Source organism: Roseateles aquatilis (assembly GCF_002205645.1).
GTDB classification, from domain to species: domain Bacteria; phylum Pseudomonadota; class Gammaproteobacteria; order Burkholderiales; family Burkholderiaceae_C; genus Roseateles; species Roseateles aquatilis.
This window is the reverse complement of sequence record NZ_NIOF01000003.1, coordinates 268,694-281,021: the sequence shown is the minus strand read 5'-3', so window position 1 is coordinate 281,021 and position 12,328 is coordinate 268,694. Positions and strand designations below refer to the sequence as shown.

Annotated in this window: 9 protein-coding genes and 1 tRNA gene; 1 reads left to right on the top strand and 9 read right to left on the bottom strand. The window is 69.9% G+C overall.

The window, feature by feature from the left end:
* Window positions 1-10: 10 nt before the first annotated feature.
* The 8 genes from CDN99_RS09535 to fdnG form a co-directional block, all read right to left on the bottom strand.
* On the bottom strand, window positions 11-901 hold the full coding sequence (locus CDN99_RS09535; RefSeq protein WP_088384616.1) for a putative selenate ABC transporter substrate-binding protein: 891 nt from the start codon (window positions 899-901) through the stop codon (window positions 11-13).
* A gap of 178 nt (window positions 902-1,079) precedes the next feature.
* Window positions 1,080-1,175: transfer RNA gene (locus tag CDN99_RS09530), tRNA-Sec, on the bottom strand.
* Window positions 1,176-1,192: 17 nt separating this feature from the next.
* On the bottom strand, window positions 1,193-3,322 hold the full coding sequence (gene selB / locus CDN99_RS09525) for a selenocysteine-specific translation elongation factor (protein ID WP_088384615.1): 2,130 nt from the start codon (window positions 3,320-3,322) through the stop codon (window positions 1,193-1,195).
* Window positions 3,319-4,716 (bottom strand): L-seryl-tRNA(Sec) selenium transferase, encoded by a 1,398-nt coding sequence (gene selA / locus CDN99_RS09520; RefSeq protein ID WP_375134431.1) that lies wholly within the window; start codon window positions 4,714-4,716, stop codon window positions 3,319-3,321. The genes selB and selA overlap by 4 nt, the downstream gene beginning before the upstream one ends.
* Before the next feature lie 287 nt (window positions 4,717-5,003).
* Window positions 5,004-6,083: a formate dehydrogenase accessory protein FdhE gene (fdhE, locus tag CDN99_RS09515; protein WP_088384614.1), complete on the bottom strand. Its 1,080-nt coding sequence runs from the start codon at window positions 6,081-6,083 to the stop codon at window positions 5,004-5,006.
* Window positions 6,080-6,703 carry a formate dehydrogenase subunit gamma gene (locus tag CDN99_RS09510; protein WP_088384613.1) on the bottom strand — a complete coding sequence of 208 codons (624 nt, stop codon included), beginning with the start codon at window positions 6,701-6,703 and terminating at the stop codon, window positions 6,080-6,082. The genes fdhE and CDN99_RS09510 overlap by 4 nt, the downstream gene beginning before the upstream one ends.
* 20 nt (window positions 6,704-6,723) lie before the next feature.
* Window positions 6,724-7,680: a formate dehydrogenase subunit beta gene (gene fdxH, locus CDN99_RS09505; protein WP_088384612.1), complete on the bottom strand. Its 957-nt coding sequence runs from the start codon at window positions 7,678-7,680 to the stop codon at window positions 6,724-6,726.
* A 3-nt stretch (window positions 7,681-7,683) separates the two neighbouring features.
* Complete coding sequence (gene fdnG / locus CDN99_RS09500; protein ID WP_141100720.1) at window positions 7,684-10,755, bottom strand: formate dehydrogenase-N subunit alpha; 3,072 nt, start codon at window positions 10,753-10,755, stop codon at window positions 7,684-7,686.
* 157 nt (window positions 10,756-10,912) lie between these two features.
* Here fdnG and CDN99_RS28210 point away from each other — a divergent pair, with 157 nt between their 5' ends.
* Window positions 10,913-11,119: a hypothetical protein gene (locus tag CDN99_RS28210; protein WP_141100719.1), complete on the top strand. Its 207-nt coding sequence runs from the start codon at window positions 10,913-10,915 to the stop codon at window positions 11,117-11,119.
* Here CDN99_RS28210 and apbC read toward each other — a convergent pair.
* The gene (apbC, locus tag CDN99_RS09490; RefSeq protein ID WP_088384610.1) at window positions 11,074-12,177 is read right to left on the bottom strand and encodes an iron-sulfur cluster carrier protein ApbC; all 1,104 of its coding nucleotides are present in this window, start codon (window positions 12,175-12,177) and stop codon (window positions 11,074-11,076) included. The genes CDN99_RS28210 and apbC overlap by 46 nt on opposite strands.
* Window positions 12,178-12,328 lie beyond the last annotated feature (151 nt).

Genomic DNA, 12,328 nt, shown 5'->3' with positions numbered 1-12,328 from the left:
TGGGCGGGGATCACTTCAGGAGGCCGGCGTTCTCGGCGGCGGCCTTGATGCCGGTGTAGTTCTCCGGCCTGGTCGGCAGGAACTTCGTCGCGCGTTGCAGGTCCAGGATTTCCTTGCCCTCGGGCGTCGACGGGTTGAGCTTCAGGAAGGCGGCCTTGAGCTTCTCCTGCAGCGCGGCGGGCATGTCGGCGTGCACGCTCCAGTTGTAGTCGTAGTACGGCGGCGTGGTGAAGAACACCTTGACCTCGTTGGCATCGACCTTCTTCTCGGCGACCAGCTTCTCCCAGACGGAGATGTTGAGCGCGCCGGCATCGACCTTGCCGGAGGCGACCGCGGCGACGGTGGCGTCATGGGCGCCGGAGAAGGACACGCGCTTCAGGTCGGTTTCCGGATTGATCTTCGCCGCCAGCAGGAACGAGCGCGGCATCAGGTGGCCGGATGTCGACGACGCGGAGCCGAAGCTGAGCGTTTTGCCCTTGAGGTCTTCGAGCTTGCGGATGCCGCTGCGGGCGTCGGTGATGAAGACGGAGCGGAACTTCTCGTCCTCCTCGCGCTGGACCAGCGGCACGATCTTGCCGCCGGAGCGGACGTTGGCCTGCACGAAGGTGAAGCCGCCGAACCAGGCCAGGTCGATCTTCTTGTTGACGACGGCCTCGACGGCGGCGGCGTAGTCGGTGACGGGCGTCCACTCGACCTTCACGCCCAGTTCCTTCTCCAGGTACTTGCCCAGCGGCGCGAACTTGCGCGCCAGCTCCGTCGGCGACTCATCGGGGATGGCGGTGACGCGCAGCACGGTGGGGGACGTCTGCGCCCGCGCGACGCTCACCGCGCCCGCGGACAGCACGGTGACGGTGGCGAGCCCAAGCAGCGCACGGCTGACGAGATGGAAGAGGCTGGTCATCGATATCTCCGTTGGTTGAAGTCAAGGCACTGCCGCCCCCAAGGCGGCCGCAAGAACGAGGACCGTCGGATTGCCGCAGCGAGCGGCCCGAGGTCGCGCCGAGGCGCGGAGCCGTACGCACGTACGGCGAGCACCGCAGGCGCGAGATCGGGCCGCGCAGCCGGCAAGCCGATGTTCCTGGCGGAAGAGTGTGGGAGTCGAACCCACCCGACGATGCATGGCATCGTCCACCGGATTTGAAGTCCGGCCGATCCACCGGGATCGTTGCCCTTCCAAGAGATCTCCGCGCATTCATGGCGTGGTGTCCATGAACAACTGGCAATCCGTCCTGAGCCGGTGCGCGTCGCCGACGCGCCGCAGCAAGCCGACCCGATCGAAAAACTCCAGCACCTGGATCGCGCGCTTGCGACCGAGCCCGGTGCGGTCGCGGAACGCCGCCGCCGTCACGTCGCCGTCGCCCGCCGACGCCCGCGCGATCCGCGCCAGCGCCTGCAGGGTCGGGGGCGGATAGTACAGGTCCTTCACCACCTGGAACAGCTCGCCGCGTTGCGCCAGCCGCGCGAGCGTCGTGCGCATCAGCGCCTCGGGCTCCGCGGTGTCCCGCGCGAGGTCCCGCGCCCAGGCGCCCTCGAACTTCGACGCCAGCAACTGCGGCATCACCTTCTGCGCCAGCCGCTCGTCCAGCGCCGACAGCTGCACGCCATGCGCCGGCCGATGTGCCGCCGCGCCGCTGAGCACCACCTGGCCGGCGGCGGCCATCCGCTGCACCAGCGCCCGCCACAACGGCTCCGCCAGACGCGGCGCGGCCAACCGGCGCCAGCGCGCGAGGTCGGGCCCGAGCTCTTCCGGCTGTTCCTCGTGATGACGGTCCAGCCGCTGCAGCGCCGCGTCCTCCCACTGCCGCGTCCGCGACGCGCCGAGCACCCACGCCGGACCGTCCGCGTCCATCACCACCGCGCCGACGTCGTCCTTCGCGTCGCCGGCTTGCAGCAGCGCCGCGCGCGCGGCCCGCGTCAGGCCCTGAGCCGCCGTGAACCGCGCCACGTCGACCCCCATCGGCGCGTGCCTCAGCAGACCGCCCAGCCGCTCGGTGGGTGTGGGCTCCGACAACGCGACGAGCTCCGAGAGCCGCTGCCGTGTCCGCCGATACCGGGCCGGCGCCTGCGGATCCAGCACGACGCCGCCCGCCAGCGCGCGCGTCGCCGACGCATCGCGCAGCACGACGCGGTCCCCGGCCCAGGCACCGATCGGCCGATGCAGCACCAGTTGCACGAGGCCCTCGCCGCCGGGCGGCAGGCTGTCCATCTCAGCGCCGTCGATCGCGCCCAGCACCGCCACCGAGCCGGTGACCTGCTCCGCGCCGACGTGTATGTGCACGGCCGTGCCGCCACGCAGCGGCCGCGCCTCCGCGGACCACAGCCGCAGCCGGGCGTCGAGCCGATCGGTCCATTGCGCCACGTCCGGCGCGGCCAGCCACTGGCCGCGCGCCACCTCGTCCTTGTCCAGGCCCGCCAGGCCGATCGCGACGCGCTGGCCGGCCACGGCCCGCGTCGCCGCCACGTTCTGCGCATGCAGGCTGCGCACACGCGCCCGCTTCGGCGTCTGCCCCGGGTCCGGCGGTAGCACCACCAACTCGTCGCCGATCGCCACCTCGCCCGCGTGGGCGGTGCCGGTGCAAACCGTGCCGACGCCCGCGAGGCTGAACACCCGGTCCACCGCGAGCCGGAAGCCCTGACCGTCGACCCCGCGCGACGGCAGCGCCCTCGCCTCGTCGATCAGGTGGCGGCGCAGCGCGGCGACGCCCTCGCCGGTCGTCGCCGCGACCTCGAAGAGCGGCGCGCCCGCGAGCCCGCTGTCCGCGATCAGCGCCCGGATCTCTTCCCGACGCCGGGCGAGCGTGGCCGCGTCGACCCGATCGCATTTCGTGATCACCACCGTCCCGCGCCCGATGCCCAGCAGCGACAGCAGCGCCAGGTGCTCGCGCGTCTGCGGCATCACGCCGTCGTCGGCGGCGACCAGCAGCAGCGCATGGTCGATGCCCGTCGCGCCGGACAGCATCGTGTGCACCAGGCGCTCGTGGCCCGGCACGTCGACGAAGCCGATGCGCACCGATGCCGGCCTCGCGCGAAGCTCTCCCGGCTCGTCCAGCCGAGGGTCCCCGCCCGCGCTGCCAGCGCCGCTCGCCGGCGCCGCTGAAGCCGCCGAAGCGATTGGCGCGGTCGGCGCGGCGGACATGGACGGCAGGGCCGGCGCCGCCTCCGCGGCTCCCTCATCGGCCGCGACCTCCAGGAACGCGTATCCGAGCGCGATGCTGATGCCGCGTCGTTTCTCCTCCGGCAGCCGGTCGGTGTCGACGCCGGTCAGCGCCTTGACCAGCGTCGTCTTGCCGTGGTCGATGTGGCCGGCGGTGCCCACGATCACGCGAGCGACTCCCGCAGCAGCGGCAACTGCGCGACGAACCCGGGCTCCTCGTGGACCTCGTCCAGGCAGCGCAGGTCGAGCCACAGTTCATCGGCCTGCACGCGCGCGATCACCGGCAGCGGCAGCGCGCGCAGCGCCGTCAGCAGCTCGTCGAGCGCCCGCCCCAGGCCACGTTTGCCGGGCAGGCACGGCGCCAGCACCAGGCCCGCCGACGGCAAGGTCTCGACCGGCAGCGAGCCCGATCCGATCTGCCCGCGCATCGCCGCCGCCCGCACCGCGAAACGCGGCGCCACCGCCTCCGCCAGCGGCGCGAGCAGCCGCGCCGCCTGCGCCTCGATCTGCTCGACCGGCCGCGTCAGCAGGCGCAGCGTCGGCAGGTCCCGCGTCAACCGGTCCGGCTGCAGATAGAGCCGCAGCGTCGCCTCCAGCGCCGCCAGCGGCAGCTTGGACAGCCGCAGCGCACGCTTCATCGGGAACTTGCGGATCCGCTGAACCAGGTCCCTGCGCCCGACGATCAGGCCCGCCTGCGGACCGCCCAGCAGCTTGTCGCCGCTGAAGGTCACCACGTCGCAGCCGTCGGCCAGCATCGCCTGCGGCAACGGCTCGGCGGGCAGGCCCCAGCGCGCCAGGTCGACCAGCGAGCCGCTGCCCAGGTCCGTCATCAGCGGCACGCCCGCGGCCCGGGCGATGGGCGCCAGCTCGGCCTCGGCGACCGACGCCGTGAAGCCCTGGATCGCGTAGTTGCTGGCGTGGACCTTCAGCAGCAGCGCCGTGTGCGGGCCGATGGCGGCCTGATAGTCGCGGGCGTGGGTCCGGTTGGTCGTGCCGACCTCGACCAGCCGCGCGCCCGCCGCCGCCATCACGTCGGGCATGCGGAAGGCGCCGCCGATCTCGACCAGCTCGCCGCGCGACACGATCGCTTCCTTGCCGCCGGCCAGCGCGGCGATGCCCAGCAGCACCGCGGCGGCATTGTTGTTGACCACCGTCGCGGCCTCGGCGCCGGTGATCTCGCGGATCAGGTCCTCGACCAGGCTGTCGCGGTCGCCACGCTCGCCGCGCGCGAGGTCGAACTCGAGGTTGTTCGGCGAGCCCATGCAGGCCAGCACCTGCTGCAGCGCTTCGTCGGCCAGCAGCGCGCGGCCCAGGTTGGTGTGCAGCACCGTGCCAGTCAGGTTGATCACGCGCCGCATCCGCGGCGCGAGCCGCCCGGCGCAGCGCCGTGCGAGCTCGTCGGGCAGCCGATGCAGGCGCTCCGCCGGCAACGCACCGTCCAGTGCCAGGCGCCGCCAGTCGTCGAGCAGCGCGCGGGCCTCGGCCGCGACGAATGCGTGGCCGTGGCGGGCCATCAGATGCGTCACGGCGTGGTCGCGCAGCAGGCGGTCGACGGACGGCAGGTCCTTCGGCGCCGCGGCATGCGGGGCGGCGTGATCGCGCCGCGGGCCGTCGCCGACCGGCCGGTCATCCGGAGCCGTCACCCGCGTCGCGGCCGCACGCTCCACCGAAGGGCCCGGAAGATCCGCCGGGATCGCAGGGATCGCCGGGACGGCCTCGGCATCCACCTCCGGAACGCGCACGGCCGTGGCCGCGTCGCCGGACGCGGCGGAGATCGATGACGTGACGGGAGGGCTGACTGGGGAGCCTGCCGTCGGACCATGAACCATGGATGCCTCGGGCTTCATGCTCAATGTCTCCCGGGATCGGGCGGCGGCGCGCCCTCCTGGTACACGGCGGGCGCCGTGTCGGCGGCGGCGCCGTGCGCGGCGTGCCGGCCGTCGTGCGCGGCCTCCGGCTCGCCCAGGATCAGCAACGGATTGAAGCCCCGCCGCGCCAGGCCCAGCTCGCCGACCAGCAGGTCCAGCGTCAGCGTCGCCAGGTCGTCGGCCAGCGGCTCGACGCGCAGGTCCTTTTCCATGTGGACCTGCTTCAGGTAATGCCCGCAGGTCTCGCAGCACTCGGCCTGCACGGCCTCGGACTTCCTGCCGTCCTCGCCGACCAGGCCCTGGAAGCTGATGCCCTTGGTGCCCTGGCAATGCGTGCACTTGATGCGCACGTAATGCCACTGCGTGCCGCACAACGAGCACGCCAGGAAACGCTGCCCCGACAGCTCCGCCGCGACGCGGGTGATGGACGCCACCGGCCGCGAGCCGCAGCACGGGCACACCGTCGGGTCGTCGATCTGCCAGAACGGCGGCACGTTCTGGCCGCGGTCGCCCTGCTCGTAACGGTCCTGCAGCTGCCGCACCAGGCGCGTCCAGTACACCTGCAGCGCGGCGGCGATCAACGGCGCGCCGGCCGGGTCCAGCCCCGGCCCGCCGCCGGCCAGCAACGCCGTGGCCTGCTTCTCCAGCAGGTCGTCGTCGGCATCGGCCCATTGCCGCACGAGCGCGCGGGTCGGCTCGGGAATCGTCGCCTGGGCCAACGCGGCCAGCAGCGCCCGCAGTTCCTCGCGCCACACCGGGTCGCGCGGGAAGCGCTGCGCGTCCAGCGGCGGCTCGCCGCCGACCATCGCGCTGTTGATCGCGGTCTCGTCGGGCAGCTTGAGCACGCGCGGCTGCTTCAGCAGCCCATCCTGGCGCTGGACCAGCTCGGCCGCGAACATCAGGTAGTCCCGCATCGCGTGGCCCTCAGCGAGCTGACGCAGCCGCAGCGCGCGTTCGGCGAAGAGGCCGATGTCGGGGGTATGCAGCGGCGCGGCGCGCGCGCCGGCGTTCACCGCGATCTCCTCGGGTGTCATCAGACGGACGGGACGGCTGTCGGTCATGCGGGGGGGCGCTCCTTCACTTCCCGGTGCCACAACGGGTGGTTGTGGGCGGCCCAGGTCTCGGTGACTGTGCCACGGGTCATCGCCCGGATCGACCCCTTGACCCAGATCGCGGCATAGACGTGGATGATGATCGTCAGGATCAGGATCGCCGCCGAGGCCGAGTGCAGCACCACCGCGATGCGCCGCATCAGGATGTTGCCCTCCGGAAACCAGGCATGCCAGAACATGAATCCGGTGACGAACAGGATCAGCAGCGACACCACCATGATCCAGAACACGATCTTCTGTCCGGCGTTGTACTTGTAGGCCGGGTGCGCCGCCGCCTTGTCCCTGCCCGCGATCAGGCCGGCGCTCTGGCGCATCCATTGCGAGTCGGCGCCGGTCCAGAGGTTGTCCCGCCACATCTGCAGCGCGAGGAAGACGAAGGCCACTACCATCGCCACGCCCATGTAGGGGTGCAGCACCCGCGTCCACGGGCCGCCCCCGAACAGGTTGGTCAGGAAGAACAGGCTGGGGTGGAAGAAGGCCAGGCCCGAGAGCCCGGCGCACAGGAACAGCAGCGCGACGATCCAGTGGTTGATCCGTTGGCTGTCGCGATAACGTTGCAGCAAGGCCATGACGATCTCCCGTGTGGGGTTCAGAGGCCGCCGTCCGGCGGAGCGATCGGGGCACGCGATGCCGGGCGGCCGTCGCGGCGCGCCTCGTCGGCGAACTCCTCGTCCTCGTCCGGCTCGTCATGGCCGGACTCCAGCGGTCCCACCTTCATGTAATGGAAGAAGCCCGCCACCGCGGCGCCGATCATCGCGGCCACCGCCAACGGCTTGGCCGCGCCCTTCCACAGGGACACCAGCGGGCTGATGCGCGGATCCTTGGGCAGGCCGTGGTACAGCCCGGGCTGGTCCGCGTGCTGCAGCACGTAGACCACGTGCGTGCCGCCGACGCCCGGCGGGTCGTACACGCCGGCATTGGCGTAGCCGCGCTCCTTCAGGTCGACGATGCGCTCGGCGCCGAACTCCAGCATGTCCTCCTTGGAGCCGAAGCGGATCGCCCCGGTCGGGCAGGCCTTCACGCAGGCCGGCTCCAGGCCGACGCCGACGCGGTCCGAGCACAGGCTGCACTTGTAGGCTTTGTTGTCGGCCTTGGAGATGCGCGGCACGTCGAAGGGGCAGCCCGTCACGCAGTTGCCGCAGCCGATGCAGTGCTCGGAGATGAAGTCGACGATGCCGTTCTGGTACTTCACGATCGCGCCCGGCGCCGGACAGCTCTTGAGGCAGCCCGGATCGTCGCAATGCATGCAGCCGTCCTTGCGGATCAGCCATTCGAGCTTGTTCTCGACGACCTCCACCTCGGAGAAGCGCATCACCGTCCAGGACTGCGGCGTCAGGTCGCGCGGGTTGTCGTAGGTGCCGTGGTTCTCGCCCACCTCGTCGCGCAGGTCGTTCCACTGCATGCAGGCCACCTGGCAGGCCTTGCAGCCGATGCAGGACGAGACATCGATGAGCTTGGCCACCTCCGGGATGTGCCGCCGCGCGTCGGGGCTGGGCAGCGTGGTGGCGGAGCGCTTGGCGATGTCGAGGGATTGCAGTGAGGACATGGCTCAAGCCTTCTCGATGTTGACGGTGAAGCTCTTGAACTCCGGCGTCTGGGTGTTCGCGTCGCCGACGAACGGCGTCAACGTGTTGACCAGATAACCGGGCTTGGCCACGCCGACGAAGCCCCAATGATTCGGCAAGCCGACGGTATGCACCCGCTTGCCCCCCACGTCCAGCGACGCCACGCGCTTGGTCACCACCGCCACGGCCTTGATGAAGCCGCGGTTGGAGCTGACCTTGACCTGGTCGCCGTTGGCGATGCCCTTCTCCTTCGCGAGCTCCTCGCCGATCTCCACGAACTGCTGCGGCTGGATGATGGCGCTGGTGCGCACATTCTTGGTCCAGTAATGGAAGTGCTCGGTCAGCCGGTAGCTCGTGGCCACGTACGGGAACTTGTCCGGCTTGCCGAACTGCGCGAAGTCGCCCTTGAACACGCGGCCCGCCGGGTTGTTCTTCGCCTTCGGGTTGGTCGGATGCAGCGGGTTGTTGTCGAGTGGCGACTCGAACGGCTCGTAATGCTCCGGCAGCGGACCGTCCACCATGCCGCTGGGCGCGAACAGCCGCGCCACGCCCTCGCCCGTCATGATGAAGGGCCGCACCGCGTCCTCGTCGTTGGGGTTGGCGTCGGGCCGGATGTCCGGCACGTCGGAGCCGCCCCACTTGTCGCCGCTCCAGCTGATCAGCCGCCGCCTGGCGTTCCACGGCTTGCCGGTCGGATCGCAGGAGGCCGCGTTGTAGAGCACGCGCCGGTTCGCCGGCCAGGCCCAGGCCCAGTTCAGCGTCTGGCCGATGCCCCACGGATCGCTGTTGTCGCGCCGCGCCATCTGGTTGCCGGCCTGCGTCCACGCGCCGGCGTAGATCCAGCAGCCGCTGCTGGTGGAGCCGTCGTCGCGCAGCAGCCCGAAGCCCGACAGCTGCTCGCCGGCCTTGGCCAGCACCTTGGTCGGGTCCTTGGGGTCGGTGACGTCGCTCAGCGCCTTGCCGTTGAACTCCATCGCCAGCTCCTCGGCCGAGGGGCTGTTCTGGATCTTGTACGGCCAGGTCAGGTTGACGATCGGGTCCGGATACGCGCCGCCGTCCTTCTGGTACATCGCCCGCATGCGCAGGAAGATCTCCGCGATGATCTCGGCGTCGCCCTTGGCCTCGCCGGGGGGCTCGGCGCCCTTCCAGTGCCACTGCAGCCAGCGCCCGGAGTTGGTCAGCGAGCCGTCCTCCTCCGCGAAACAGGTGCTGGGGAAGCGGAAGACCACGGTCTGGATGTCCTCGCTCTTCACGTCGTTGTGCTCGCCGAAGTTCTTCCAGAACTCGGCGGTCTCGGTGTTGAGCGGATCGATGATGGCCAGGAACTTGAGCTTGGACAGGCTCTCGACGATCTTCTGCTTGTTGGGGAAGGACCCCACCGGGTTGAAGCCCTGGCAGATGTAGCCGTTGACCTTGCCCTGGTGCATCAGCTCAAAGGCCTGCAGCACGTCGTAGCCCTTGTCCCACTTGGGCAGGTAATGGAAGGCCCAGTCGTTGTCCTTGGTCGCGGCCTTGCCCCACCACGCCTTCTGCTGGCTGACGAAGAACTTGGGATAGTTCTGCCAGAAGCTCATCTGGTTGGGCCGCAGCGGCTGGGTGGCGCGGCTCTTGTAGTACGTGGGCAGGTCCTGCTCGCTGTCCTTGGCCAGGCTCATGTAGCCGGTCAGCGAGGTGGACAGCAGGCCCAGGTCGGTCAGGCCCTGGATGTTGCTGTGGCCGCGCAGCGCGTTCATGCCGCCGCCCGGCAGGCCGATGTTGCCCAGCAGCAGCTGCATCAGGGCGCCGGTGCGGATGATCTGCGAGCCCTGGCTGTGCTGCGTCCAGCCCAGCGCGTACATCACCGTCATGACCTTGCCCGGCGCCGAGGTCTCGGCGATCTGGCGGCACACCTCGACGAACTTGTCCTTGGGCGTGCCGGTGATCTGGCTGACCATCTCCGGCGTGTAGCGCGCGTAATGCTGCTTCATCACCTGCAGCACGCAGCGCGGGTGCTGCATGGTCATGTCGACCTTGGCGAAACCCTTCTCGTCCATCTCGTAGGCCCAGGACGCGTTGCTGTAGGCGCGCTTGGTCTCGTCGTAGCCGGAGAAGATGCCGTCGTCGAACTTGTAGCCCTCGCCGACGATGAAAGGCGCGTTCGTGTAATGGCGCACGTACTCGTGCTGGATCTTGTCGTTGCTCAGCAGGTAGTTGATGACGCCGCCGAGGAACGCGATGTCGGACCCCGCGCGGATCGGCGCGTAGTAGTCGCTCATCGCGGCCGAGCGCGTGAAGCGCGGGTCCACCACGATCAACCGGGCCTTGTTGTGATGCTTGGCCTCGATCACCCACTTGAAGCCGCAGGGATGCGCCTCGGCGGCATTGCCGCCCATGATCAGCACCAGGTCGGCGTTCTTGATGTCCACCCAGTGGTTGGTCATCGCGCCGCGGCCGAACGTCGGGGCCAGACTGGCCACCGTCGGTCCGTGTCAAACGCGGGCTTGGTTGTCGAACGCGAGCATCCCCATCGAGCGCATCGCCTTGTGGGTGATGTAGCCCGATTCGTTGGAGGATGCGGAGGCGCAGATCATGCCGCTGGACAGCCAGCGGTTGACGGTCTTGCCGTCGCTGTTGGTGGCGATGAAGTTGGCGTCGCGGTCGGCCTTGAGCAGCTTGACGAAGCGGTCCATCGCCTCGTTCCAGCTGACGCGTTTCCACTCCTTGGCGCCGGCCTCGCGGATCTCCGGGTACTTCAGGCGGTTGGGGCTGTGGACGAAGTCCAGCAGGCCCGCGCCCTTGGGGCACAGCGTGCCGCGATTGACGGGGTGGTCGGGGTCGCCCTCGATGTGGACGATGTCGGCGGTGACGTTCTTCGCCTTGTCGCCGAGCGAGTACATGATGACGCCGCAGCCTACCGAGCAGTAGGGACAGGTGTTGCGGGTCTCGGTCGCCCGGGCGAGCTTGAACTGGCGTGTCTCGGCCAGCGCGGCGGTGGGGGAGAACCCCAGCGCGACGAGGCTGGAGCCCATCACGGCCGCCCCGCTCACCCGGAAGAAGTGCCTCCGGTTCATGTCCATCTGATGCCTCCTGGGTTCGGCGTCGTGGCCGACCTGGGTGAATCACACGGCCGGCACGCGGCCCGCCGGCCTATTTCGGCACAAAGCCCGGGGTTTGTCCAATCCGTAGTCACCCCTGTCCGCAGGGAGCGGATGCAGGGCGCACACGGCAGGTCGCGTGCCGGTGGGAGGCAAAGTTTTGTGCACCGCGGCGAGCAGCGCTGATCGCTGGTCGCTGGTCGCGATGATCGCGCCCAGAAAAAACCGGCCGGCGACGTTGCCGTCGGCGGCCGGTGATGGCGCGGCGGTCGCGCGCGCCGAGGCGCGTCGCGTCTCGCGTCAGGTGTTCTTCGAGATCGTGATCGTCGGGAACTTCGACGAGTAGTCCTTCGCCTGCCCCGCCAGCTTCACCGCCACCTTGCGCGCGATGGCCTTGTAGGCCTGCGCGTGCGGGCTGTCGGGCTCGGCCACGACGGTGGGCTTGCCGCTGTCGGCCTGCTCGCGGATGGCCATCGCCAGCGGCAGTGAGCCCAGCAGCTCCTGCCCGTACTGGTCCGCCATGCGCTGGCCGCCGCCGCTGCCGAAGATGTGCTCGGCGTGGCCGCAATGGCTGCAGACGTGGATGGCCATGTTCTCGACGATGCCCAGGATGGGCACGCCGACCTTCTCGAACATCTTGAGGCCCTTCTTCGCGTCGATCAGCGCGATGTCCTGCGGCGTGGTCACGATCACCGCGCCGCTCACCGGCACGCGTTGGGACAGGGTCAGCTGGATGTCACCGGTGCCGGGCGGCATGTCGATGACCAGGTAGTCCAGATCACGCCAACGCGTCTGGCGCAGCAGTTGCTCCAGCGCCTGCGTGGCCATCGGGCCGCGCCAGACCATCGCCTGGTCGTCCTCGACCAGGAAGCCGATCGACATCAACTGCAGGCCGTGAGATTCCAGCGGCTCCATCGTCTGGCCGTCGGTGCTTTCCGGACGGCCGCTGACGCCCAGCATCAGCGGCAGGCTGGGACCATAGATATCGGCGTCCAGCAGGCCGACCTTGGCGCCCTCGGCCGACAGCGCCAGCGCCAGGTTGGCCGCCGTGGTGCTCTTGCCCACGCCGCCCTTGCCGGACGCAACCGCGACGATGTTCTTCACGCCCGGCAGCAGTTGCACGCCGCGCTGCACCGCGTGCGCGGTGATGACGCTGCTCACGCCCACGCTGACATTGCCGACGCCCGGCACCGCCCGCGCCGCGGCGACCAGCGCCGCGCGCAGGCCGTCGATCTGGCTGGCGGCGGGATAACCCAGTTCGATGTCGAAGCTGACCGCGTCGCCCTGCACCTTCAGGTGGCGCAACTGCTTCGTCGTGACGAAGTCGCGGCCGGTGTTCGGGTCCACGACCTGCTGCAGGGCCTGCAGCAACGTGGCTTCTTGGATCTGGGACGTCTGGGACATGGCGCGATGAGCCTCGGTGAAACGAGTGCGGTGAATGCGGCCGGCAGTCTAGCCGAGCGAGCAAAGCCCCTGGGGCGGCGGAAGGTCCGGCCGCGCGCAGGATCGGCACGGGAAATGCAAAAAGGGACTGCAGCAAGCTGCAGTCCCTTTC